Annotated in this window: 24 protein-coding genes; 13 read left to right on the top strand and 11 right to left on the bottom strand. The window is 67.6% G+C overall.

What is annotated here, in order from left to right; genetic code table 11:
* Position 1: 1 nt before the first annotated feature.
* Genes KXJ60_RS12135 through fahA form a run of 4 tightly spaced genes read left to right on the top strand, consistent with a single transcriptional unit; the run spans position 2 to position 3,708 of the window.
* Positions 2–751 (top strand): ABC transporter permease subunit, encoded by a 750-nt coding sequence (locus KXJ60_RS12135; RefSeq protein WP_291127704.1) that lies wholly within the window; start codon positions 2–4, stop codon positions 749–751.
* Positions 748–1,545, top strand: coding sequence for an ABC transporter permease (locus KXJ60_RS12140; protein WP_291127706.1), 798 nt, complete (start codon positions 748–750; stop codon positions 1,543–1,545). The genes KXJ60_RS12135 and KXJ60_RS12140 overlap by 4 nt, the downstream gene beginning before the upstream one ends.
* 28 nt (positions 1,546–1,573) lie before the next feature.
* Positions 1,574–2,383: a cyclase family protein gene (locus KXJ60_RS12145; protein WP_291127709.1), complete on the top strand. Its 810-nt coding sequence runs from the start codon at positions 1,574–1,576 to the stop codon at positions 2,381–2,383.
* Positions 2,380–3,708: a fumarylacetoacetase gene (fahA, locus tag KXJ60_RS12150; protein ID WP_291127712.1), complete on the top strand. Its 1,329-nt coding sequence runs from the start codon at positions 2,380–2,382 to the stop codon at positions 3,706–3,708. The genes KXJ60_RS12145 and fahA overlap by 4 nt, the downstream gene beginning before the upstream one ends.
* Positions 3,709–3,740: 32 nt before the next feature.
* On the opposite strand, the gene KXJ60_RS12155 is transcribed toward fahA, so the two are convergent.
* Together KXJ60_RS12155 and KXJ60_RS12160 are read right to left on the bottom strand one after the other, a co-directional pair.
* Positions 3,741–4,307 (bottom strand): hypothetical protein, encoded by a 567-nt coding sequence (locus KXJ60_RS12155; RefSeq protein WP_291127714.1) that lies wholly within the window; start codon positions 4,305–4,307, stop codon positions 3,741–3,743.
* Positions 4,308–4,312: 5 nt separating this feature from the next.
* The gene (locus KXJ60_RS12160) at positions 4,313–5,020 is read right to left on the bottom strand and encodes a TerC family protein (RefSeq protein WP_291127716.1); all 708 of its coding nucleotides are present in this window, start codon (positions 5,018–5,020) and stop codon (positions 4,313–4,315) included.
* A 206-nt stretch (positions 5,021–5,226) separates the two neighbouring features.
* Between KXJ60_RS12160 and KXJ60_RS12165 the strand changes: the two genes are divergently transcribed.
* The 5 genes from KXJ60_RS12165 (at position 5,227) to KXJ60_RS12185 (ending at position 11,140) form a co-directional block, all read left to right on the top strand.
* Positions 5,227–6,513 (top strand): solute carrier family 23 protein, encoded by a 1,287-nt coding sequence (locus KXJ60_RS12165; RefSeq protein ID WP_291127719.1) that lies wholly within the window; start codon positions 5,227–5,229, stop codon positions 6,511–6,513.
* A gap of 274 nt (positions 6,514–6,787) precedes the next feature.
* Positions 6,788–7,939: a hypothetical protein gene (locus KXJ60_RS12170; protein WP_291127721.1), complete on the top strand. Its 1,152-nt coding sequence runs from the start codon at positions 6,788–6,790 to the stop codon at positions 7,937–7,939.
* Positions 7,940–7,974: 35 nt separating this feature from the next.
* Positions 7,975–8,757: a PIG-L family deacetylase gene (locus tag KXJ60_RS12175; protein ID WP_291127724.1), complete on the top strand. Its 783-nt coding sequence runs from the start codon at positions 7,975–7,977 to the stop codon at positions 8,755–8,757.
* Between the two features lie 22 nt (positions 8,758–8,779).
* Positions 8,780–9,607 (top strand): class I SAM-dependent methyltransferase, encoded by an 828-nt coding sequence (locus KXJ60_RS12180; RefSeq protein WP_291127726.1) that lies wholly within the window; start codon positions 8,780–8,782, stop codon positions 9,605–9,607.
* A gap of 189 nt (positions 9,608–9,796) precedes the next feature.
* Positions 9,797–11,140, top strand: a complete 1,344-nt coding sequence (locus KXJ60_RS12185; protein WP_291127729.1) for a glycosyltransferase family 4 protein — start codon at positions 9,797–9,799, stop codon at positions 11,138–11,140.
* Positions 11,141–11,171: 31 nt separating this feature from the next.
* Here the strand turns inward: KXJ60_RS12185 and KXJ60_RS12190 are convergent, their stop codons facing one another.
* Positions 11,172–12,449 carry an AsmA-like C-terminal region-containing protein gene (locus KXJ60_RS12190; RefSeq protein WP_291127732.1) on the bottom strand — a complete coding sequence of 426 codons (1,278 nt, stop codon included), beginning with the start codon at positions 12,447–12,449 and terminating at the stop codon, positions 11,172–11,174.
* Between the two features lie 136 nt (positions 12,450–12,585).
* Here KXJ60_RS12190 and KXJ60_RS12195 point away from each other — a divergent pair, with 136 nt between their 5' ends.
* Positions 12,586–13,008 (top strand): hotdog fold thioesterase, encoded by a 423-nt coding sequence (locus tag KXJ60_RS12195; protein WP_291127735.1) that lies wholly within the window; start codon positions 12,586–12,588, stop codon positions 13,006–13,008.
* Between the two features lie 13 nt (positions 13,009–13,021).
* On the opposite strand, the gene KXJ60_RS12200 is transcribed toward KXJ60_RS12195, so the two are convergent.
* The 3 genes from KXJ60_RS12200 to KXJ60_RS12210 all read right to left on the bottom strand — a co-directional run bounded on the left by KXJ60_RS12200 (position 13,022) and on the right by KXJ60_RS12210 (position 15,189).
* Entirely contained in the window at positions 13,022–14,077 is a 1,056-nt protein-coding gene (locus KXJ60_RS12200) for a phenylacetaldoxime dehydratase family protein (RefSeq protein ID WP_291127738.1), read from the bottom strand.
* Positions 14,078–14,269: 192 nt separating this feature from the next.
* Positions 14,270–14,626 (bottom strand): hypothetical protein, encoded by a 357-nt coding sequence (locus tag KXJ60_RS12205; RefSeq protein ID WP_291127740.1) that lies wholly within the window; start codon positions 14,624–14,626, stop codon positions 14,270–14,272.
* A complete protein-coding gene (locus KXJ60_RS12210; protein ID WP_291127743.1) occupies positions 14,623–15,189 on the bottom strand; it encodes a cob(I)yrinic acid a,c-diamide adenosyltransferase in 567 nt (188 codons plus the stop codon). The genes KXJ60_RS12205 and KXJ60_RS12210 overlap by 4 nt, the downstream gene beginning before the upstream one ends.
* 209 nt (positions 15,190–15,398) lie before the next feature.
* Here KXJ60_RS12210 and KXJ60_RS12215 point away from each other — a divergent pair, with 209 nt between their 5' ends.
* From KXJ60_RS12215 to KXJ60_RS12225, 3 genes are all read left to right on the top strand, one after another.
* On the top strand, positions 15,399–15,623 hold the full coding sequence (locus KXJ60_RS12215) for a hypothetical protein (RefSeq protein WP_291127746.1): 225 nt from the start codon (positions 15,399–15,401) through the stop codon (positions 15,621–15,623).
* Between the two features lie 82 nt (positions 15,624–15,705).
* Positions 15,706–17,130 (top strand): FAD-linked oxidase C-terminal domain-containing protein, encoded by a 1,425-nt coding sequence (locus KXJ60_RS12220; protein WP_291127748.1) that lies wholly within the window; start codon positions 15,706–15,708, stop codon positions 17,128–17,130.
* A 148-nt stretch (positions 17,131–17,278) separates the two neighbouring features.
* Entirely contained in the window at positions 17,279–18,019 is a 741-nt protein-coding gene (locus tag KXJ60_RS12225; protein ID WP_291127750.1) for a CsgG/HfaB family protein, read from the top strand.
* Between the two features lie 3 nt (positions 18,020–18,022).
* Here the strand turns inward: KXJ60_RS12225 and KXJ60_RS12230 are convergent, their stop codons facing one another.
* From KXJ60_RS12230 to KXJ60_RS12250, 5 genes are all read right to left on the bottom strand, one after another.
* A complete protein-coding gene (locus KXJ60_RS12230) occupies positions 18,023–19,576 on the bottom strand; it encodes a methyl-accepting chemotaxis protein (protein WP_291127753.1) in 1,554 nt (517 codons plus the stop codon).
* Between the two features lie 144 nt (positions 19,577–19,720).
* Complete coding sequence (locus KXJ60_RS12235) at positions 19,721–20,641, bottom strand: ParB/RepB/Spo0J family partition protein (RefSeq protein WP_291127756.1); 921 nt, start codon at positions 20,639–20,641, stop codon at positions 19,721–19,723.
* Between the two features lie 17 nt (positions 20,642–20,658).
* On the bottom strand, positions 20,659–21,198 hold the full coding sequence (locus KXJ60_RS12240) for an alpha/beta fold hydrolase (RefSeq protein WP_291127759.1): 540 nt from the start codon (positions 21,196–21,198) through the stop codon (positions 20,659–20,661).
* A gap of 16 nt (positions 21,199–21,214) precedes the next feature.
* Positions 21,215–21,985, bottom strand: coding sequence for an AAA family ATPase (locus KXJ60_RS12245; protein WP_291127761.1), 771 nt, complete (start codon positions 21,983–21,985; stop codon positions 21,215–21,217).
* 6 nt (positions 21,986–21,991) lie between these two features.
* Positions 21,992–22,606: a LysE family transporter gene (locus tag KXJ60_RS12250; protein WP_291127764.1), complete on the bottom strand. Its 615-nt coding sequence runs from the start codon at positions 22,604–22,606 to the stop codon at positions 21,992–21,994.
* Positions 22,607–22,617: the final 11 nt, after the last annotated feature.

A 22,617-nucleotide genomic window follows, 5' to 3' on the forward strand; every position in this document is an offset into this window, starting at 1 on the left:
CATGAAGCTGAAATCCCTCGCGTTCCCCGCGCTGCTGATCGGCGCGCTGGAGCTCTGGGCGCGCACCACCGGCCAGGGCAGCGACGCCATTGCGCCACCCAGCGCGGCCGTGCGCGCATTCTGGGGCGCGGTCAACGACGGCTCGCTGCTCGAAGCCACCGCGTTCACGCTGGGCACGGCGGCGCTGGGCCTCTTGATCGGCGCGCTCGGTGGCTTGCTGCTCGGCACGCTGCTCGGCTTGTCAAAGCGCGCCGCGCGGCTGGGGTTTCTCAGCGTGGAAGTGGCCCGCCCGATTCCTTCGGTGGCGCTCATTCCGCTGGCCATGCTGGTGTTCGGCTTTGGCCTGCGCATGGAGCTCAGCGTGGTGGCCTTTGCCTGCCTGTGGCCCATGCTCGTGCTCACGCAGGCGGCGGTGCAGCAGGTGGAGCCGCGCCTGCTCGAAGTGGCGCGCGCGCTGGAGCTCACGCCGCGACAGCGCTTTGCCTGGATCATCGGCCCGGCCATCGTGCCGCGCCTGTTTGTGGCGCTGCGCCTGGGCGTGGCGATTGCGCTGGTGGTGGCCGTCACGGTGGAAATTGCCGCCAACCCGCACGGCATGGGCTACGCGATGATGATCGCGCAGCAAAGCCTGGACCCGGCCCTCATGCTCGCCTGGCTGGCGTGGATCGGCGTGGTGGGCTATGTCATCAACGCCGGCGCGCTGGCGCTGCAGCGCCAGGTGGCGCGCCGCATGGGGGAGCAAGCCGCATGAGCACCGCCACCGACCGTTCCCGCGCAACCTACCGATTCCTCACGGCGGCCAGCGGTGCCGCCGGCTCCGTGCTCGTGCTCGCCGGCCTCGTTGCCCTGTGGTGGGCCGCCAGCACCAGTGGCTGGGTCAACCGCGCGTTTCTGCCCACGCCGCAGGCCACGCTGCAAAGCCTGGTGCAAGGGCTGGCCGGTGGCGACCTGGCTGCCTACACCTGGGCCACGCTCAGCCGCATGTTCAGCGGCTGGGTGCTGGCCAGCGCCCTGGGCATTGCGCTGGGTGCGCTCATTGGCAGCTCCGAGCGCGCCCGCGAATGGATCGCGCCCACGCTGGAATTCATCCGCCCGCTGCCGGCCTCGGCCGTGATGCCGCTGGCCATTGCGCTGTTTGGCCTCTCGGGCGGCATGGTGCTGGCCGTGGTGGCGTTTGGCGCCATGTGGCCGGTGCTGCTGGCCACGCTGCATGGCCTGGCCAACGTGCACAAGCAGCTGCGCGAGGTGTCGCGCTCGCTGGAGTTGAGCCACCTGGCCTTCGTGCTCAAGATCGGCCTGCCCAACGCCATGCCCGACATCCTGGCCGGCATGCGGCTGTCGATGACGGTCTCGCTCATCGTCTCGGTGGTGGGCGAAATGATCGCCTCGCAATCGGGCCTGGGCCAGGCCATCCTGCTGGCCGCGCGCTCGTTCCAGGCCAGCGAGCTGTTTGCCGGCATCGTGCTGCTCGGCGCCATGGGCTTTGCCAGCAACGTGCTGCTCGCCCTGGCCGAACGATCCCTGTTGCGCTGGCAACACCCCTGACACCTTCAACGCCCCACCGGAGACGACCATGCCCCGCAAGTTCATCGACCTGTCCATCTATCTGGAGAACGACGTGGTGAGCGACCCGCCCGCGTTCGCGCCCAAGATCCAGTACTTCACGCACGACAACACCTTCGAGCAGATCGAGCCGTTCTTCCCCGGCCTCAAGAAAGAAGACCTGCCCGACGGCGAAGGCTGGGCGGTGGAACTGGTGCAGCTCTCCACGCACAACGGCACGCACCTCGATGCGCCCTACCACTTCCACTCCACCATGGACAAGGCGCTGGGCGAGAAGAAGCCCGCCATCGCCATCCACGACGTGCCGCTGGAGTGGTGCTTCCAGCCCGGCGTGAAGCTGGACTTCCGCCATTTCGCCGACGGCTACGTGGTGACTGCTGCCGACGTCGAGGCCGAGCTCAAGCGCATCGGCCACACCCTCAAGCCGCTGGAAATCGTGGTGGTGAACACGCGCGCCGGTTCGCGCTATGGCCACAACGATTTCGTGTCGGCTGGCTGCGGCATGGGCTACGAAGCCACCATGTACCTGCTGGAGCGCGGCGTGCGCCTGACCGGCACCGACGCCTGGAGCTGGGACGCGCCCTTCGTGCACACCGCTGCGAAATACGGCGAGACCAAAGACGCCTCGCTGATCTGGGAAGGCCACAAGGCCGGGCGCGACATCGGCTACTGCCACATCGAGAAGATGCACAACCTGGAAGCCCTGCCCGCCAGCGGCTTCTTCATCTCCTGCTTCCCGCACAAGATCCGCGGCGCCTCGGCCGGCTGGACGCGCGCGGTCGCCATCTTCGACGACGCTTTGCAAGCCACGGCAGCATGAACATGGAACTGAACCACACCCACGACGCGAACACCCGCAGCTGGCTCGAGTCGGCCAACGCACCGGGCACCGATTTCCCGATCCAGAACCTGCCCTTCGGCGTCTTCCGCCGCAAGGGATCGAGCGAGGCCTTTCGCGGCGGCGTGGCCATTGGCGACCAGGTCATCGACCTCGCCGCCATCGCGCAGGCCGGCGCCGTGTCGGGCCCGGCGGCGCAGGCCGTCAACGCCTGCACAGGAGACGCGCTCAACGACTTCCTGGCCCTGGGGCCCACCGCCTGGCGCGCGCTGCGCCACGCGCTGTTCGACCTGCTCAAGACCGGCGCCAGCGGCCCGGGCATGAACGCGCTGCGCGCCAGCCTCGTGCCGCAGGCCGAGGTCGAGCACCGCGTGCCCACGCGCATCGGCGACTACACCGACTTCTACACCTCCATCCACCACGCGCGCAACGTGGGCCGCGTGATGCGCCCGGACGACCCGCTCACGCCCAACTTCCAGTGGCTGCCCATCGCGTACCACGGCCGTGCCTCCAGCGTGGTGATCAGCGGCACGCCGTTCCACCGCCCCATGGGCCAGGCCATGCCTCCCGGCGCGGCCGCACCGGTGTACGGCGCGTGCAAGCGGCTCGACTACGAGCTGGAAATGGGTTTCTACGTCGGCCCGGGCAACGCCATGGGCGAGCCCATTCCCATGGCGCAGGCCGAGCAACACATCTTCGGCATGTGCCTGCTCAACGACTGGTCCGCGCGCGACCACCAGTTCTGGGAAATGGCGCCGCTCGGCCCCTTCCTGGGCAAGAACTTCTGCACCACCGTCTCGCCCTGGATCGTGACGCTGGAGGCGCTTGCGCCCTACCGCGTGCCGTTCTCGCACCCGGCCGATGAACCGCAGCCGCTGGCCTACCTGGACAGCCCGGCCAACGCCGAGCGCGGTGGCGTGGACGTGCAGCTGGAGGTGCGCCTGGAAGCGCGCGAACACCGCGAGCGCGGCATCGCCCCCGACCGCCTCTCGGCCACCAGCTTTCGCCACCAGTACTGGACCATTGCGCAGATGCTCACGCAGCACACCGTGGGCGGCTGCAACCTGCAGCCCGGCGACCTGCTGGGCACGGGCACCATCTCGGGCCCGACGCAGGCCGAAGCGGGCGCGATCGTCGAGCTCAGCGTGGGTGGCACAAAGGACGTGCCGCTGCCCGGCATTGGCTCGCAGCGCCGCTTCCTGGAAGACGGCGACACGGTGATCCTACGCGGCTGGTGCGAGAAGCCGGGCGCGGCGCGCATCGGCTTTGGCGAAAGCCGCGGCGAGGTGCTGCCTGCGGTGGGTTGAGAAGCGGGAAGCCTGCGCCTGCAGGCGTCCATTCACGCGGCGACGGGCAGCGCCGTGCGCGGGTCGTCGGCCGGCGCAGCCGGCAGCACATGGCCGGTGCCCAGCACCCTGCGCCCGGCCAGCAGGGTGAACCGCTCGCCGGGCGCGAGCCGGGCCAGCGCCAGCGCAGGCCGCAGAAACTGCACCGCCAGCACGCAGGGCACCTCGGGCACCGGTTCGCCATCGACCGGCACGGCCAGGCGCGTGGTGAAGCCCTCGGAGCCCACCACCAGCGCACCGTCAAAGTAGCCCGCCCGAATCGGGCGGCTCTCGCGCGGCGTGTCGGCCGCCAGCAGCGTGAGCTCGATGCGCGCGCTCGGCTCAAACGCCGCATCGGCCGCGAAGCCCTGCAGCACATGCCTGGGCGCCTTCGCGCGCTGGATCAGCCACCCGATGATGTTGCCCACGATGGGCAGCCAGAGCACCATGAGCAGCGAGCCCAGGTCGCGCGCCACCGAGGGCTGCGGCGCCAGCCAGCGCACCAGGCCACCCACCAGCGCCAGCACCAGCATGACCACGGTGGCCAGCTGGCGGCGGGAAGACCGGGTGGAAGCGGTCACCGGCGTCACGCCTGGGGCGAAGCCGACGCCTCAGCCCGGTTCGCCGAGCGCGCCTGCATGAACTTGCCCAGCCCCACCACCAGCACCGCACCGGTGGCCGCGGCCACGTAGTGCAGCCACGGGTGGGCCATGGTGTAGCCGTGCACCAGGTTGTCGTTGACCACCGTCTCGCCACCGACCCAGCCAATCAGCGCGGCGCCCAGCGTGATGATGATGGGGAAGCGCTGCATGAGCTTGATCATCAGCGTGGAGCCCAGCACCACGATCGGGATGCTGATGGCCAGGCCCAGGATGAGCAGCACCATGTTGCCCTGCGCGGTCGCGGCCACGGCGATCACGTTGTCCAGGCTCATGACGAGGTCGGCAATCAGGATGGTGCGGATGGCGGCCATCATCGTGCCCGTGCCCTTGTGGTGCGCGTCGTCGTCCTCATCGCTGCCGCTGAGCAGCTGGTAGCCGATCCACAGCAGGAGCACACCGCCGATCACTTGCAGGAACGACAGCTCCAGCAGCTTGGCCGCCACCACCGTGAGCACGATGCGCAGCACCACGGCCGCGCCGGAGCCAAACAGGATCGCCTTGCGTTGCTGCTCCGGCGGCAGCGCGCGGGCCGCCAGCGCGATCACCACCGCGTTGTCGCCCGAGAGAATGATGTTGATCCAGATGATCTTCATCAGGCCGATCCAGAAGTCGGCGGTGCTCAAAAATTCCATGGTCGTTCCAGCGTTCCGTATTGAAGGAGGACGCACTGTAGGAGCGAAACACGGCACCTGTCATTCGGGGTTCTGCGTAAGCGGAGCGCGTTTTTCGCCTGAAACTTAAGTGCCTTAAGTCTGGGAGGTTTTTCGTGCTTTGCGGGCACAATCCGTGCCGGCGCGAGGGCGCCGATTTCATCCCACAACGACAAGGAGACGCGCCCATGGGCCTGTTCAACTGGACCGAAAAACCCGCATCGACGCTGCACAACGGCGGCGTGATTGCGCCCGACGAACGCCTGCCCTGGCCCCAAACCGGCGTGATGGGTGTGCAGCACCTGATCGCCATGTTTGGCGCCACCGTGCTCGCGCCCATCCTCATGGGGTTCGATCCGAACGTGGCCATCCTCATGAGCGGCATCGGCACCCTGATCTTCTTCATCGTCACCGGCGGCAAGGTGCCGAGCTACCTCGGTTCGAGCTTCGCCTTCATCGGCGTGGTGATCGCCGCCAGCGGCTACGCGGGCCCCGGCCCCAACGCCAACCTGGGCGTGGCGCTCGGCGGCATCATCGCCTGCGGCCTCGTGTACACGCTGATCGGCGCCATCGTGCAGGCCGTGGGCACGGGCTGGATCGAGCGCTTCATGCCGCCCGTGGTCACCGGCGCCGTGGTGGCGGTGATTGGCCTGAACCTCGCGGGCATCCCCATCAAGAACATGGCACCCACCGGCTTTGACGCGTGGATGCAGGGCATCACCTTCGTGTGCGTCGCACTGGTGGCGGTGTTCACCAGCGGCATGCTGCAGCGCTTGCTGATCCTCATGGGCCTGATCATCGCCAGCCTCATCTACGCCTTGCTCACCAACGTGCTGGGCATGGGCAAGCCGCTGGACCTCTCGGGCATCGCCAACGCGGCGTGGGTCGGCATGCCCAACTTCAGCGCGCCGGTGTTCGAGATGAACGCCATGCTGCTGATCGCGCCGGTGGCGATCATTCTGGTGGCGGAGAACCTGGGCCACATCAAGGCCGTGACCGCCATGACCGGCAAGGATCTGGACCAGTACATGGGCCGCGCCTTCATGGGCGATGGCGTGGCGACCATGGTGGCCGGCAGCGCCGGTGGCACCGGCGTGACCACCTATGCCGAAAACATCGGCGTGATGGCCGCGACCAAGATCTACTCCACCGCGATCTTCCTGGTGGCCGGCGTCATGGCCGTGGTGCTGGGCTTCAGCCCCAAGTTCGGCGCGCTGATCCAGGCGATCCCGCTGCCGGTCATGGGCGGCGTGTCCATCGTGGTGTTCGGCCTGATCGCCGTGGCCGGCGCCAAGATCTGGGTCGACAACAAGGTCGACTTCTCCGACAACAAGAACCTGCTGGTGGCCGCCATCACGCTGATCCTGGGCACAGGCGACTACACGCTGAAGTTCGGCCAGTTCGCCCTGGGCGGCATCGGCACCGCCACCTTCGGCGCGATCTTTCTGTACGCGCTGCTCAACCGCAAGCGCTGATCGCGCGCGAGCCGTACCGGCGCCGCCCCAGGGGCGTGGCGGCGCCAGCACGGTGCTCCGGCGCAGGACGTATTTAACGATCCGCGCGCTTATGTACGCCTTTCGGTGAAATTCACCGCCCCGGCTAAAACTTTTCCCTCAAAATGCCACCCGGACGCTGGTGCCCGCTGGCGTCTCCCATGGTTTTCGCCGTCGTGACCGCCTCGCGCTGCCTGGCAGGGACACGTGTCGTCATGCTTTTTTGATCGGTCTCGTGTCGACCGCCATTGCCACCATGAAGAAGTCCCTTTCGCGCTTTTCAGAGCCTGTGTTGTGCCAGTTGCGGCGTGAACTGCGACGCGGCCTGGGCGTGGTCGCCATGGCTTCGGCGTCGATGACGTGCCTCGCTGCCGAACCCGCGCCCGCGGCGGGCACCGCCGCACCCGCCACCACGACGGCGCTGCGGCTGTTCGTCTCGGGCCACAGCCTCACCGACAACCCCATCGCCGACGACATCGTGCGCATCGCCGCCAGCCAGGGCACAGAGGCGCGCTACAACCAGCAGATCCTGCTGGGCTCCACCATCAAGGCACGCACCCATGGTCAGGGCAACTGGTCGGGGTACCGCCAGGGCAAGAACCGCGTCGGCTCCAACACCGACGTCATCGCCGAGCTGCGTTCGGGCAAGGCCATTGGCGGCGACCGCTATGGAACGGTGCTCATCACCGAGCGCCACGACATGCTCGGCCCGCTGATCTGGGAAGACACCGTCCGCCACCTGCGGCACTTTCACGAGCAGGCCTACCGCGCCAACCCGGCCGTCCAGACGCACTTCTATGCCTCGTGGATGGGCGTCAAGGACAAGAGCAACCCGCAGTCCTGGATCCGTTACGAACGCGCGGCCGACCAGGCCTGGCAATGCCTCAGCACGCGCGTGAACACCTCGCTCGCCCATGAGGGCCGCCCGGACCGCCTCAAGCACGTGCCCGCAGGCCTGGCCCTGGCGGGGCTGGTGGAGCGCGCCACGCGCGAGCAGGTGCCAGGCATCACGCAGGCGTCCGCCAAGGCAACGCTGGACCAGCTGTTCACCGACGACGTGCACCTCACGCGCGTGGGCGCCTACTACCTCGCCCTGGTGTCCTACAGCGCCATCCAGGGTCGCTCGCCGGTCGGCGCGTGGGCGCCCGCCGGCGTGAGCGCGGCGCAAGCGCAAGCCCTGCAATCCATCGCCTGGGAACTGGTTTCGGCGTCGGCCGCGGCACCCAGCCCCACCCTGCCGCAATGCCGCAGCTACATCGCCACCTCGTTTTGCGAAACCTTCTGGACGCAGGTCGGGCACAAAGACGCCATTGGCGATTGCAAACGCACCTTCACGCAGGCCACGTCCGACAACCCGATGCACTTCGATGCAGCGCGCGACGCCGCGTACTGGCTGCCGTCGCCCTGATACACACCCGACTGCGCCCGCCCATGCCCGCCTTCATGAACCAGCTCAAACGACGCGTGGAACACGCGATCCGGCGGCGCACCGCGCGCCGGCTGCTGGTGGCGCTGAAGCGGGCCACGCACCGGCTTCCTTCAACGCTCGTGGCACCCGGCCGCGCGCGGGTGCTCGTGATTGCCCCGCATGCAGACGACGAGGTCATTCCCTGCGGCGGCACCCTGCTGCGCCACCGCCAGCTGGGCAACCCGACACGGGTGGTGTTCGTCACAGACAGCAGCGCTGGCCTTGCCGATGCGCAGGCGGCCCAGCGGCTGCGCGACATCCGCGTCAAGGAGTCCGAGCAGGTGGCGCAGGCCATGGCGTTCGAATCGGTGGTGCGCCTGGACCTGCCGGACGGGCAACTCGTGCGGCACGAGGCGCCATTGAGCGAGCGGCTGATGGCGCAGATCCGCGACTTTCAACCCGACGTGATCTATTGCCCATTTCCTGGCGATGGCCACGCCGACCACCAGGCCTGCGCCCTCGCGGTGGCCCGTGCGACGGTGGCACTGGGCTGGAAGGGTGAAATTCATGCCTTTGAGGTATGGACCACCTTGTGGCCCAACGTGATGATCGACATCAGCGATCAGGCCGAGGAGAAGCAACGTCTCATTGGCCTGTACGCCTCCCAAATGGCGGATCGGGACTACGCCGCCGGAACACTGGGCCTGAACCGCTTTCGCGGACTTCAGCACCGGGTGCAGTACGCAGAAGCCTTCTACCGCTGTAGCGCGCACGAGTTCCAGATCCTCACCGACATGCTGAACCAGTTGGTGCCCTAGGCACCCACCACGGAGAAACCGAATGCACCCCCCTTTGTCCCGATGGCAACACCTGAAAGGCATCGCCCGCTCGATGGCCATCAACCTGATGCTCGCGGTCCCGCTGATGCGCCGCCTGGTCACCGTCAAGCACGTCACCGGCATCGACGGCGACGAAGAACAGGCGCGCCAGCTGCTCAACTTCTTTGAGGGCATGGCCGACATCAAGGACGCCGTGGTGCTGGAGCTGGGCCCGGGCAAGACGCTGGAGACGCTGCAGTTCGCACGCGAACGCGGCGCGAAATACGTGATCGCCGCCGACATCATCAATTACCACTCGCCCGAATCGGCCCACCGCCGTGGCGTGGACTACCGGCTGTTCGACGGCGTTCGCCTGCCGGTGCCGGACGGCAGCGTCGACGTGGTGTGGGCCTGCTACTGCATGCAGCACTTCCGCGACCCGCAGGCCATGCTCAAGGAAATCCACCGCGCGCTTCGCCCGGGTGGCACGCTCATCTGCCGTGTCGACCTGCGCGACCACTATCACATGTTTGTGAGCGGGCGCCAGTACGACTGCCTGCGGCACTCCTCCAGCCTGTGGCGCTGGATGGCCTGGAACCGCTCCAGCTACGTCAACCGCCTGCGCCTGTCGGAGTGGCAGCGCCTGCTGGGCGAGACGGGTTTTCACACCAACAAGCTGGTACCCCACGAGGACGAACAGCTCCTGAAAGACAACCGTTCGCACGAGTACCTGGCCCACCTCGAAGACCGCGATCTCAAAACCTTCCGGTTTGACGGCAGTTTCCAACGTGCGCTGTGTCTGGCCATGGTGGTGGCGGCCAACGGCCTGCTCATGGTGGACCACAGCTGAATGAGCCACGCCCTGCCATCCGGTGCGGCTTTTCGCCGTCACGTCTGTGCCCCATCTGCGCTGTTTGCCACGCTTGCGACGCCTGCGCACGTGCCATGCAACGCAAGGCACAACGAAGAACCTATGATCCGTCGGGTCGACTGATCGACCCCGCCGCAAGTCCCCTCCGCCTGACCCCATCCATCCGCCATGACGACGCAACCACCCCATTCCGCGTTGCGCGTTCTTGTCGTGGCAGAGCATGCCTCGCGCCGGTACGGCGGAGAAGCGGCCTTGCCGATGCACTACTACGAGTATCTGCGTCGGCGCGGCGTTGCCGCCTGGCTGCTGACACACGAGCGCGTGAAGCTTGAGTTCGAGGGCAACGCGCATGCCGACCAGGTGCTCTACGTCGAAGAGCGGTGGTCCCATCGCGTGCTCTGGTGGCTGAGTCAGCGGCTGCCCTCGCGAATCGAGACCCTCACCACGGGCTACCTCTCGCGACTGTCCACGCAGATCAACCAGCGCCGGCAGATCCGGCAGCTCGTCAAGTCGCTGGCGATCGATGTCGTTCATCAGCCCATGCCGGTCTCCCCCAAAGAGCCCTCGCTGTTGTACGGCCTCGGCGCGCCCGTCGTGATCGGCCCGCTGAACGGTGGCATGGATTTCCCTCCGGCCTTCAAGTCAACAGACTCCGTGTTCGGGCGCTCCCTGCTGCGCGGTCTGCGCTGGCTGTCCCACGGGCTCAATGTGCTGGCCCCGGGCAAGCTCAAGGCGGCCCTGATCCTCGTGGCCAATGAAAGAACCCGGCTGGCACTGCCCGCGGGGCATGCCCCCCGGGTGGAATACATGGTCGAAAACGGCGTTGACCTGCAGCTGTGGCAACCGCGCGAACCCGCGCAGGAAGCGGTCGCGGCAGGCCCGACCCGTTATGTGTTCATGGGTCGGCTGGTCGATGTGAAGCGGGTCGACCTCTTGCTGGAGGCGTTTGCACAGGCCTCCCGCGAGCAACCGATGTCGCTGCTGGTGATTGGCGACGGCCCCTTGCTCCCCGAACTGAAGCAGCAGGCCGCAGCGCTGGGCATTCTGGCCCCCGATGGCGAATCCGCGACGGGTGTGCATTTCGCGGGCTGGATGACCCAACTCGATGCGGCCCGGCGCCTCAAGATGCAGGACTGCCTGGTGCTGCCCAGCATTCGCGAATGCGGCGGAGCGGTGGTGCTTGAGGCCATGGCGGCAAGCCTGCCCGTGATTGCGGTCGATTGGGGCGGCCCCGCGGACTACCTCGATCCATCGTGCGGCATCCTGATCGCACCGCAGAACGCGCAGTTCCTGACACAGGAGATGGCAAAGGCCCTGGTCACGCTGGCGCGCGATCCGGTGTTGCGGCACCAGCTGGGCGCGCAGGGACGTATGAAAGTCGAGCGAGAGTTCGACTGGGAAAAGAAGATCGACGCCATCCTGAGCGCCTACGCTCGTGCTGCCGGACGCGATGGGCAACTGGACCCGGCGGCCCTCAGCGACACCGCACACCCCGCGGCCAACCAGCCCTAGGCCGTCCGCGCCACGCTGGCAGCGGATGCCCTCAGCGCCGCACGCGCTCCCCGGAGGCCTTGCCCTGGCCTGGCTGGGGTGGCCCGCCCAGGACACCACCTATCTTGGCCCCGATGACGGTGCCGATGCCCGGCAACACGGCGGTGCCCACCGCCGCCCCCGCCAGGCTGCCCCAGGCGATATCGACGTCGGGTGCCCGCGTGGGGCCTTTGGCGGCAAACGGCACATCGACCACACCGCCCGCCAGTGCGAGCACGCCCTGCGCCTCGATCTGCTGCCGGTACAGCGTCGCCTGGCCGGTGCCGGTATAGGGGCCGGCCACCGCCTTCACCTCGGTGAATTCGCTCCTCAGACCTTGGGCCGTGTTCTGTGTGGCCACCACGCCGCGCAGGCTCTCCAGCGGCGTCTCGCCCGCGCGGTCCTTGCCGAGGGACTTCACGGCTTTGTCCAGGTCTAAGCGCAGAAGGCGGGCGCTTTCCACCTGGAGCTCGCTGCGTGTGCGCAGGGAGCGAAAGAGCTGCTGCAGCGTGTCGCCCTCGGCGCGCAGTTCGGTCTGGCCCGACGCCAGTCCACCCAGTGGCGAACGTCGGTGAAAGGTGGCCAGCAGGGCGCTGATCTCCACCTCGCGCGGTTCGAGCTCGCCCGTGAGCCGCATGCCTCCGTTGTCCGTGGTGGTCAGGCGCGCCTGACCGAGCGCCGAGCCCCCGCCCGCTTGCAGGCGCAGCTGATAACGATCGGCACCGTCCTCGGTGCGTCCGTTGCGCGTGGCCTCCAGCGAAGCCTCGGCGGCGGCGTCAGGGCGGCTGAGCCGCACGCGCGCGGGCAGCCGGTCTTCATCCCACTGAATCTCGCCGTCGTAGGCCACCGGGATGCCGCTGTAGGAGACGTACGTCGCGTCGGTGAAGGCGACGGCGCGCACCTGCACCCGCTTTGCTTCGCCCGCACCCCGACCCCGGTAGGCGGCCAGGGCGTCGCGCGGCACCCAGGCGCCGTCGACTTCCACCCGATCCAACACCAGCGCGCCGCGCAACAGGGGCAGGAGCTGTGGGTACAGCGCGATGCGCCGCACGCGGATCGGCTCGGGCTGCACGGTGTGGGCGTCGCGCACCTCGAGCATGGGAGCGCCCCACAGCCGCCAGTGCACCGCGCCCACCTTCAGTGGCTGGCCCAGCCGCGCTTCAAATTCCGCTTCGATCCGCCGCGCGAGCGCGTCCTCGCCCGGCAGCCATGCCCACAGCGCCAGCCATGCCGCGGCCAGCAGCGCGACAAGCGCGGCTGCGGCCAGGGTCCAGCGGCGTGGGTGGGTCATGGGATGGCGTGCGTTTGACGCCATGGTGAGCGCCAGAGGGCGCGCCGTCTGTAGGCGGTGGCCGCGTCCGGTGGGTTGCAGGGCACGCGGGCCGGATGTTTTCTATAGTCGCGGCATCAACGACAGGAGAAACCGCTTGAGCCTCTGGAAAAAACCCATTTCGGTCGAAGAACTCACCGCCATCCACCATGACACCGCGGTGCAGCGGCTGGGCATCGAGTTCCTGGAAGTCGGCCCCGACTTCATTCGCGCCCGCGTGCCGGTGGACACACGCACCCGCCAGCCCTATGGCCTGCTGCACGGCGGCGTGAGCGTGGTGCTGGCCGAGACACTGGGCTCGTGCGGTGCGGCCTACAGCTGCCCCGAGGGCCACCGCGCGGTGGGGCTGGACATCAACGCCAACCACCTCAAGGGCGCCACCAGCGGCTGGGTGACGGGCATCACCCGTCCGGTGCACGTGGGCCGCACCACGCAGGTCTGGCACATCGACCTGACCAACGACGCGGGTGAGCTCACCTGCGTCTCGCGCATCACGATGGCGGTGCTGGCGCCGCGTTGACGCTGGCTGCCGCTCACTCTGCCGGTGGCCGCGATCCGGCCAACGCAGCGGGCAGCAGGCCCGTCTCTTCGTGGCAGTTGCGGTACTCGAGCGTGACCTGGTCTGCGGCGGGCACGATCACCTCGTGGTAGCGCGAGAACGCGGCATCGTCACCAAACTGCTGGGCATGCCGAACGGCGCCCAGGTAGGAGGCCAGGTGGCTGTAATGCACCTCGGCCCACCGCTCAAGGTGCTCCAGGCTGCGCCACACGCTCATGCCAAACGTTTCGGAGCGCGTGCGCCCCTCCTCACCCAGCACCCAGGCATAGCGGTTGCACAGACATCCCAGGTTCGGGCCCGATGCGTCCAGCAGATCCATGCTCGCTTTCATGGTGGGTTCGATATGGGCGAGGTACGACTGCCGCTCCTGTGCGCCGCCTTGCGACCAGTCCTGTCCGGTGCGCATCAGGCACAGGTTCGAGGGCGGCCGGACCCGGATCAGCGATCCCTCCACCCAACACTTGAACTCACCCTCTGGTGCCATCGCATCGGTTTGCGACAAGGCGAGCCGATCCCGCATGGCTCCCCAGTAGCCTTGTTCCTGCACCGGGCCGCTGACACGGCCCGCCAATCGGGTCAACCCGTGCCAGACCGCGCCTTCGGCGATCGCTTCAAGGCGGTCCATGGTCGGGCGAAAAATCTCGGCGAAGCGCCCCACCTGCGGCGTGCTGTGGGCGTCTGCCGTCCACCGGTGTCCCGTGCGTCGCCACCAGCGATCGAACACCTCTCCCGCCGAGTAGCAGGCGAGCAAGCGATGGCCGTGGCCCGTCCGGTCAACGAACACGGCGCTGTCGATCGTGAAGGCGCCACCATCGGCACGCAGGCTGTCGAGCAGCCACCGCCACGCTTCGTCGGCGGCCTGCGGCCATGCGCCGTGTCGATGTTGAATGCCGAGGTAAGCCGTGCAGACGTGTGTCTGTGCGTCGTCGAAGCGGGGCACCACGCCACGGCCCAAGGGGCGGTGGCTGCTGCTGATCCTGGTTTGCCGCGTGCGCGTCCGGCGCAGGTGTTCGGGTATGGCGGACTCCATGCAGACGCTCCAGGTTCAGGTCAGGCGGGAAACGGGGCGGTTGCGTCGTCAGCGACGCGACATGGCCCTCTCGCGTGAGCAGGTGGCTGGCATCGCGGCACCGCCCCGCAGCAGAAGCGGCGAAATATAAACCAACGGGCTGGATTTTCCCCGGATGCTGAGCACTTTAGTACCCAGAAACGGGTAGCATCCTCACTGCCGCTCGCAGCGTCCCTCGCCCGTGGCCTGCCCGCGGAAGTCGCTCGTCCAGGTTTGCGCGGCGGTGTCGATCTGGATGCGTTCGTTGTCCACGGCGGTGAGGATCACGGTGTCGCGCACCGAGAAGGTGTAGACCGGCACACCGTCAACGAGCACCGAGCGCACACGCGTCTTGTCGTAGCCGATGCGCACGGTGCGCGTCCAGGTGGTGCGCGCCGGCTGGTAGGACGCTTCACACACCAGCGTCACCTCGCCCGTCGGTGGGTTCGCCTTCTTGCCCTGTGCTGCGGCAGGGCCTGCCGCACCGGCAGCGGCCAGCACCACTGCGCAGCCCAACGCACGCAGCCTCATGACGCGTCCCCCTTGGCCATGCGCTCGCTTTTCCAGTACACGTCGTCGCCACCGTTCATGCGGTTGAGCACGCGCGCGAGCACGAACATCAGGTCGCTCAGGCGGTTGAGGTACTGGCGCGGCGTGTCCTTGAGCGCTTCCTGTTTGCCCAGCGCCACCACCGAACGCTCGGCGCGGCGCGCCACGGTGCGGCACACGTGGGCCTGGCTGGCGGCCCGGGTGCCCGCGGGCAGGATGAACTCCTGCAGCCGGGGCAGCGCCTCGTTGTGCGTGGCCAGCGCTTCGTCCAGCGCGAGTACGGCCTCGGGCTTGAGCAGCTCGAAGCCGGGAATGGACAGCTCGCCGCCCAGGTTGAAGAGCTGGTGCTGAATCTCCACCAGCAAGGCGCGCACGTCGTCGCCCATGTCTTCGCAGAGCAGCACGCCGATGTGCGAGTTGAGCTCGTCCACATCACCCATGGCGTGCACGCGCAGGCTGTCCTTGGAAACGCGGGTGTTGTCGCCCAGCCCGGTGGTGCCGGCGTCGCCGGTGCGGGTGGCGATCTGGGTGAGTCGGTTGCCCATGGAGTTCCTCTGATCGATCGGCGGGCAGACGGCGCCTGCCGGCGTGCAGGGATTGTCAGCGAAAGCCCGCGCACGGGTAACGAGGTGCTGGGAAATGTGACTCAGGCAAAGGTCTTGTCATGGAGGCAACGGGTGGCAAAAGTGCTGGCCGGTGCCGGCAAGGCGGGTGGTAATGCGGGCTTGTTCCACCACGCGTCAGGAGTCCTCCGATGTCCCGTTCACGAGCCGCACAGCGCCTCTCCGACTTCGAAGCCAGCAGCGTGAAGCTCATCGCCGCCTGCGCCCTGGGGCTGGCCGGCCTGGCCACCGCGCAGGTGTCGCCGCCCACGCGCCACGCGCTCTCCGTGTGCACGCCCTCGCGCCTGAGCGACGCACCGCGCCCCACCCGCCTGGACACGGTGCCCACCTCGCTCAAGGGCGCCGAACGCCGCTGAAGGCCCCACAACCCGGGGCGCACAAGTCCCACCCCAAGGCTTAAACTGACCGGCCGCTCACCCTGCCGCCCGGAGACAAGCCATGAACGCCCCGACCGCCCTCAGCCACCTCGCCCCGCAAGTCACCCAGCGCGCCATACCGGCCGAGTTCCTCGCCGCCCTGCAGGCGCGCTTTGGCGCGCAGTGCTCCACCGCCCTGGTGGTGCGCGAGCAGCACGGGCGTGACGAGTCGGTGTACGAGGTGCCGCCGCCCGCGGCCGTGGTGTTTGCGCAGGCCACGCAAGACGTGGCCGACGCGGTGAAGTTGGCCGCGCAATACCGCGTGCCGGTGATCCCCTTTGGCGTGGGCTCTTCGCTCGAAGGCCACCTGCTCGCGGTGCAGGGAGGCATCAGCATCGACGTCAGCCGCATGAACCAGGTGCTGACCATCAACGCCGAAGACCTCACCGTGACCGTGCAGCCCGGCGTGACCCGCAAGGCGCTGAACGAGGCCGTGAAGAGCGAGGGCCTGTTCTTCCCGATCGACCCCGGCGCCGACGCCTCCATTGGCGGCATGACCGCCACGCGCGCCTCGGGCACGAACGCCGTGCGCTACGGCACCATGCGCGAAAACGTGCTGGCCCTCGAAGTGGTCACCGCCAGCGGCGAGGTGATCCGCACCGGCACACGCGCCAAGAAAAGCAGCGCCGGCTACGACCTCACGCGCCTCATGGTGGGCAGCGAAGGCACCCTGGGCGTCATGACCGAGATCACGCTCAAGCTCTACCCACTGCCCGAAGCCATCTCGGCCGCCACCTGCTCGTTCCCCAGCATCGAAGCCGCCGTGCGCTGCGTGATCCAGGTGATCCAGCTGGGCGTGCCGATCGCGCGCTGCGAGCTGATCGACCACAACACCGTGCGCATGGTCAACGCGCACAGCAAGCTCGGCCTGCGCGAAGAAAACATGCTGCTCATGGAGTTCCACGGCTCGCCCGCCAGCGTGAAAGAGCAGGCCGAGACCGTGCAGGAGATCGCCAACGACTTCGGTGGCAACGCGTTCGAATGGGCCGACACGCCCGAAGAGCGCACCCGCCTGTGGACCGCGCGGCACAACGCCTACTTCGCCGCGATCCAGAGCAAGCCCGGCTGCCGCGCCATCTCCACCGACACCTGCGTGCCCATCAGCCGCCTGGCCGACTGCCTGCTGGACTCCGTGGCCGAGGCCGACGCCGCCGGCCTGCCCTACTTCCTGGTGGGCCATGTCGGCGACGGCAACTTCCACTTTGGCTACCTGATCGACCCGACCCAGCCCGACGAACACACGCTGGCCGAAGAGCTCAATCACAAGCTGGTGGCACGCGCGCTGCGCCTGGAGGGCACCTGCACGGGCGAGCATGGCGTGGGTCTGCACAAGATGGACTTCCTGCTCACCGAAGCCGGGGCGGGCGCGGTCGACATGATGCGCACCATCAAGCGCGCGCTCGACCCCGACAACATCCTCAATCCGGGCAAGATCTTCGCGATCTAGCCGCTGCGCCAGGCGGCGCCACGGCCCGCAAGCGCCGAGGGGGCGCAGGTATATTCACACCTTCGATTTAATCTGAAGGGTGAATATCTTTATAAAGCACACTTTTGCACTCGTCTCCAGCCTGTTCCTGGCGGGCTGTGTCGGAACCATGCCGAGCATCGGAGACAGCAGCGCACGGACCGTTGCCACGGGCTCCGCTGGAGGCAGCCAGACCGACAACGTCAACAGCAAGCTGGAGCGCTGCAGCGAGACCCTGGGCACCATCGCCATGGTCGAAGACCAGCAGGCCGGCTGGTACCAGACCCTGCGCAGCCACCAGCTGCAATCCACCATCCCCGTGTTGCGCCTGCTGGTGCAGCAATCCAACTGCTTCGTGGTGGTGGAGCGTGGCGCCGGCCTGCGCAACATGCAGCAGGAGCGCGATCTGGAGCGCACTGGCGAAATGCGCAGCGGCAGCAATTTCGGCAGGGGCCAGATGGTGTCGGCCGACTACACGATGAGCCCTTCTGTCACCTTCAGCCAGAAAGGCACGGGCGGCATGGGCGCGGCGCTGTCGTCCTTCGCGGGCGGCATGTTTGGCCAGGTGGCCGGTGGCATGAAGTTCAACGACGCCTCGACGATGCTCACCTTGGTGGACAACCGCTCGGGCGTGCAGCTGGCCGCGGCCGAAGGCAGCTCGCGCAACACCGACTTCAACCTGTTTGGCGGGCTGTTCGGCGGCGGAACCCTGGGCTCCGCCAGCGCCTTCACCAACACCCCGGAAGGCAAGGTGCTGACCGCCGCTTTCATGGACTCGTACAACCAGATGGTGCGCGCCCTGAAAAACTACAAAGCGCAGGAGATCAAGGGCGGCCTGGGCCGGGGCGGTCAGCTCAAGACCGGGCAATAAACCTCAGCCCGCGCGCAGCCGGAACACCGCCACCGCGTCCACCAGTTCCTGTGCCTGCTGGCGCAGGCTGGCGGCCGATGCCGACATCTGTTCGACCAGCGCCGCGTTCTGCTGCGTGGCCTGGTCCATCTGTGTGACCGCTTCGCCCACCTGGGCAACGCCCGCACTTTGCTCGACGCTGGCACTGCTGATCTCGCCCATGAGATCGGTGACACGCCGAATGCTGGCGACCACCTCCTGCATGGTGGTGCCCGCCTGGTCCGCCAGCGCCACGCCATGCTCCACACGGCCCACGCTTTCACCAATGAGGTCCTTGATTTCCTTGGCCGCCTGACCCGAGCGCTGCGCGAGGTTGCGCACCTCGCCCGCCACCACCGCAAACCCGCGGCCCTGCTCGCCCGCGCGCGCCGCTTCCACGGCGGCATTCAGCGCCAGGATGTTGGTCTGGAACGCAATGCCGTCGATCACCGAGATGATGTCGGCAATCTTCTTTGAGCTGGTCTCGATGCCGCGCATCGTGTCGACCACGCGGTTGACCACATCGCCGCCTTGTTGGGCCACGGTGGACGCGCCTTGCGCGAGCTGGTTGGCCGTGCGGGCATGGTCCGCGTTCTGGCTCACGGTGCTGCCGAGTTGTTCCATGGACGCCGACGTTTGCTCCAGCGCACTCGCCTGACTCTCGGTGCGGCGCGACAGGTCGCTGTTGCCCGACGCAATTTCGGCGCTGCCGTGCGAGACGGCATCGGCCCCCACGCGCACCGCCTGCACCGAAGCCGTGAGCCGCTCGGTCATGTTGCGCAGCGCCACCAGCGTGCTGTCGGCGTCGCCGCTGCGCACCTGCATCTGCACGCCCAGGTCGCCAGCGGCCACCGCCTCGGCGATGCGCTTGAGCTCCTCGGGGTCGGCCCCCAGCGAACGCACCACGCGGCGCAGGTACACCGACAAGCCGAACAGGCCCAGCGCGACCAACGCCACTGCACCGATCACGATGTTGCGATCCATCGACGCGAGCGATTTCACTTCGTTAATGCGCGTGGCCAGCAAGTCGCCCTGGCGCTTCTTCTCACTTGCCAGAGGCCCCAGCAACGCGTTGCGCGCAGGAATGGTCTTGTCGACCAAGTAGGCAAACGCCTCGTCCTTGCGCCCCGCGGTGATGAGGCCCACGTTGACATCGCCGTGGCGCCAGAACTCGTCCATCAACGCCGGCAATGGGGCAAAGGCCTTGCGTCCGTCGTCGTCCGTCATGGCCGCACCAAACTGCTTCAGGCGCTCGTAAAGCAACTGCTTCTTGTGGCCGAGATCGGCCAGCGTGGTGTCGAGCTCGGTCGGGTTGCGCGAGAGGATCGCATGGCGCACCTGCAGCGACGCGCGGGTGACATTGAGCTCCAGCTCGGCAATGACCTGCAGCTGGGGCACATTGGTGTGGTTGATCTCGTCCGTCTCGGTGGACAGCTGGCCCATCATGGTCCAGACCGTGCCGGCCACGAGCAGCAGCAGCCCGATGAGAGACGTGTTGATGAGCAGCAGCCGCTGCCCGAGTTGTGAGCGTCGTGACATGGGTATCTCCTCAGAGCCCAAGTCCAGCAACCACTTACAGAGAACCGTCAGACCACCGCCGGACCGAGCCCCAGCAGGTTAAGCGGGCGCGCCCCGTGTCAATACGGTGAAAAGACGGGGGAAACCGGCCTGTTTCGCCAGGGACTACTGCCCCGCCGCGCGCAGCCGCTCGATGATGCCGTTCAACGCGTCCAGCGAACCGAACTGGATCGCCACCTCGCCCATCTCTTCGAAGCGGCCATGGCGTTTCACGCGTTTCTTCACCCGCACCTCCACCTCGGCGGTGAGCAGGTCGGCCAGCTCCTCTTCCACGCGGCGGATATCGCGCGACTTCTCTTTCTTGAGCTTCTGCGGCGCCAGCGCAAATTCGGCGCTGAGCTTTTTCACCAGGCTCTCGGCCTCGCGCACCGACATCTTGCGCGCGGCAATCTGGTTGCCAGCCGTGATCTGGTTCGCCTTGTCCAGCGCGAGCAGCGCCCGCGCATGGCCCATGTCCAGGTCGCCCGCCATCAGCATGGTCTGCACCGGCTCGGCCAGTTGCAGCAGGCGCAGCAGGTTGCTCGCGGCGCTGCGCGAGCGGCCCACGGCCTGCGCCGCCTGTTCGTGAGTGAGCCCAAACTCTTTCACCAGGCGTTGCAAACCCAAGGCTTCTTCCAGCGGGTTCAGGTCTTCGCGCTGGATGTTTTCAATGAGCGACATGGCCGCGGCGGCCTCGTTGGGCACGTCGCGCACGAGCACCGGCACGCGCTCCAGGCCCGCCAGCTTCGAGGCGCGAAAGCGCCGCTCGCCGGCAATGATTTCGTACAGCCCCGCATTCGGCCCATCGGCCAGCTGGCGCACCAAAATCGGCTGCATCACGCCCTGCACCTTGATGCTCTCGGCCAGCTCGTACAAAGCGCCTTCGTCCATGCGGGTGCGCGGCTGGTACATGCCGGGCACGAGCTGGTCCAGCGCCAGGCTGGAAGGGAGTTGCGGCTCGGCGTCGCCGGGCGCGCCTTCCTGCACCTTGGGGCCCAGCAGGGCTTCGAGTCCACGGCCGAGGCCCTTGGGTTTTTTGGTGACCATGGGTCGTCTTTCGAAAGTCAGAGATTCAGGAGTTCGGCCAACACCGCGTGGCCCATGGGCCAGTCGCCCAGGCCGGATTCGGCGTTGATGTGGCCCGCGTCGCCCAGGTCCACGAAGCGTGAGCCCCAGGCGGTGGCCAGGGTGTGTGCCCGCGCGAAGCTGCAGTACGGATCGTTGCGGCTGCCCACCAGCACGCTGGGGAAAGGCAATCGCTGCAGGGCGATGGGCGACCAGCTGGGCAGCAGTGGGCGCATGTCTTCGCGCTCGGCATCGCCGGGGGCGACCAGCAGCGCTGCCTTCACGCGCGCGGTGTTCTGCGAATGCGAGGCCCAGGCCGCCGTGTGCAGGCAGCCCAGGCTGTGCGCCACCAGCACGGCCGGCTCGTCGCAGTCCAGCAGCACCTCTTCGAGCCGGGCGATCCAGTCGCCGCGCTTGGGGCGCATCCAGTCGTGCTGGTCCACGCGACGGTAGCCGTGGGTGCGCTCCCAGCGGCTTTGCCAGTGCTCGGGGCCGCTGTTCTGCCAGCCGGGGAGGATGAGGACGTTCTCGGGTTTCACGTGAAACACCTTCGCGTCAGAGGCGGTCGATGCGTTCGACCATTTCCTTGGCGAACGTCACAAAGGCCTGGCTTCCCCGCGCGGCCGGGTCGAACACCACGCCGGGCAGGCCGTAGCTGGGCGCTTCGGCCAGGCGCACGTTGCGGGGGATCACGGTGTCGAACACCTTGTCGCCAAAGTGGGCCTTGAGCTGGTCGCTCACCTGTTGCTGCAGGGTGATGCGCGGGTCGAACATCACCCGCAGCAGGCCGATGATGGCGAGGTCCTTGTTCAGGTTGGCGTGCACCTGCTTGATGGTGTTGACCAAGTCGGTCAGCCCTTCGAGCGCGAAGTACTCGCACTGCATCGGCACGATCACGCCGTGCGCGGCGCACAGGCCGTTGAGGGTGAGCATGCTGAGCGACGGCGGGCAGTCGATCAGCACAAAGTCGTAGGCGTCGGCCACTTCGGCCAGCGCGGTTTTCAGGCGCTTCTCGCGCCGCTCCACTTCCACCAGCTCCACCTCGGCGCCCGCGAGTTCGCGGTTGGCGCCGAGCACGTGGTAGCCGCACTTCTCCGAATACACCGCCGCTTCGGCCACCGAGGCGGACTCCAGCAGCACGTCGTACACCGACAACGCCATCTGGCGCTTGTCCACGCCCGAGCCCATGGTGGCGTTGCCCTGGGGGTCCAGGTCGACCATCAACACCCGCTGACCGACCTTGGCCAGGCCGGCGGCCAGGTTGACCGTGGTGGTGGTCTTGCCGACCCCGCCCTTCTGGTTGGCAACGCAAAAGATCTTGGCCATGGGTGCTTACTTGGAAATGGCCAGCTTGATGCCGAAGCCGATGAGGAAGACGCCCGCCAGCTTCTCCAGCGCGCGCACCACCCGCGGGTTGGCGCGCATGCGCTCCGCCAGAAAGTGGGTGAGCAGCACGGCGGTCAGGCCATAGAGAAAGGTGAGAAAGGCCACGGTGACGGCCATCGCGCCGAACGTCAGCAGGCCCTGGTGGCGGGCCGGGTCGACAAAGAGCGGGAAAAACGCCATGTAGAAGACGATGGCCTTGGGGTTGAGCAAGGTGATCGCGAACGCCTGCTGGAAGTACTGGCGCGGGCGGATATTGAGCACGGGCGCATCACCGGGTTTGGCGGTCAGCATCTTCCAGCCCAGCCAGGCCAGATAGGCCGCGCCCAGCCATTGCACCGCGCTGAACGCGGCGGGGTAAGCCGTCAACAGGGCGGCCACGCCCGCCACCGCCAGCCACATCAGCACCTGGTCGCCAGCGATCACCCCGAAGGTCGCCGCCAGGCCACCGCGCACGCCACCCTTGCCGGTGGAGGTGATCAGCGCCAGATTGCCCGGCCCGGGAATGAGCAAAAAGACGACGATGGCGGCCACAAAAGCGCCGTAATCTGCAATGCCGAACATGGAGGTGCCCC

It is taken from the genome of Hydrogenophaga sp. (assembly GCF_019264445.1).
GTDB lineage: Bacteria > Pseudomonadota > Gammaproteobacteria > Burkholderiales > Burkholderiaceae_C > Hydrogenophaga.

Coding starts and splice junctions, on each gene's coding strand:
- KXJ60_RS12185 (WP_291127729.1), top strand. CDS start 9,797: ATGACGACGCAACCACCCCATTCCGCGTTGCGCGTTCTTGTCGTGGCA.
- KXJ60_RS12210 (WP_291127743.1), bottom strand. CDS start 15,189: ATGGGCAACCGACTCACCCAGATCGCCACCCGCACCGGCGACGCCGGC.
- KXJ60_RS12135 (WP_291127704.1), top strand. CDS start 2: ATGAAGCTGAAATCCCTCGCGTTCCCCGCGCTGCTGATCGGCGCGCTG.
- KXJ60_RS12250 (WP_291127764.1), bottom strand. CDS start 22,606: ATGTTCGGCATTGCAGATTACGGCGCTTTTGTGGCCGCCATCGTCGTC.
- KXJ60_RS12175 (WP_291127724.1), top strand. CDS start 7,975: ATGAACCAGCTCAAACGACGCGTGGAACACGCGATCCGGCGGCGCACC.
- fahA (WP_291127712.1), top strand. CDS start 2,380: ATGAACATGGAACTGAACCACACCCACGACGCGAACACCCGCAGCTGG.
- KXJ60_RS12170 (WP_291127721.1), top strand. CDS start 6,788: ATGAAGAAGTCCCTTTCGCGCTTTTCAGAGCCTGTGTTGTGCCAGTTG.
- KXJ60_RS12230 (WP_291127753.1), bottom strand. CDS start 19,576: ATGTCACGACGCTCACAACTCGGGCAGCGGCTGCTGCTCATCAACACG.
- KXJ60_RS12165 (WP_291127719.1), top strand. CDS start 5,227: ATGGGCCTGTTCAACTGGACCGAAAAACCCGCATCGACGCTGCACAAC.
- KXJ60_RS12180 (WP_291127726.1), top strand. CDS start 8,780: ATGCACCCCCCTTTGTCCCGATGGCAACACCTGAAAGGCATCGCCCGC.
- KXJ60_RS12225 (WP_291127750.1), top strand. CDS start 17,279: ATGCCGAGCATCGGAGACAGCAGCGCACGGACCGTTGCCACGGGCTCC.
- KXJ60_RS12205 (WP_291127740.1), bottom strand. CDS start 14,626: ATGAGGCTGCGTGCGTTGGGCTGCGCAGTGGTGCTGGCCGCTGCCGGT.
- KXJ60_RS12215 (WP_291127746.1), top strand. CDS start 15,399: ATGTCCCGTTCACGAGCCGCACAGCGCCTCTCCGACTTCGAAGCCAGC.
- KXJ60_RS12235 (WP_291127756.1), bottom strand. CDS start 20,641: ATGGTCACCAAAAAACCCAAGGGCCTCGGCCGTGGACTCGAAGCCCTG.
- KXJ60_RS12190 (WP_291127732.1), bottom strand. CDS start 12,449: ATGACCCACCCACGCCGCTGGACCCTGGCCGCAGCCGCGCTTGTCGCG.
- KXJ60_RS12245 (WP_291127761.1), bottom strand. CDS start 21,985: ATGGCCAAGATCTTTTGCGTTGCCAACCAGAAGGGCGGGGTCGGCAAG.
- KXJ60_RS12160 (WP_291127716.1), bottom strand. CDS start 5,020: ATGGAATTTTTGAGCACCGCCGACTTCTGGATCGGCCTGATGAAGATC.
- KXJ60_RS12140 (WP_291127706.1), top strand. CDS start 748: ATGAGCACCGCCACCGACCGTTCCCGCGCAACCTACCGATTCCTCACG.
- KXJ60_RS12220 (WP_291127748.1), top strand. CDS start 15,706: ATGAACGCCCCGACCGCCCTCAGCCACCTCGCCCCGCAAGTCACCCAG.
- KXJ60_RS12200 (WP_291127738.1), bottom strand. CDS start 14,077: ATGGAGTCCGCCATACCCGAACACCTGCGCCGGACGCGCACGCGGCAA.
- KXJ60_RS12145 (WP_291127709.1), top strand. CDS start 1,574: ATGCCCCGCAAGTTCATCGACCTGTCCATCTATCTGGAGAACGACGTG.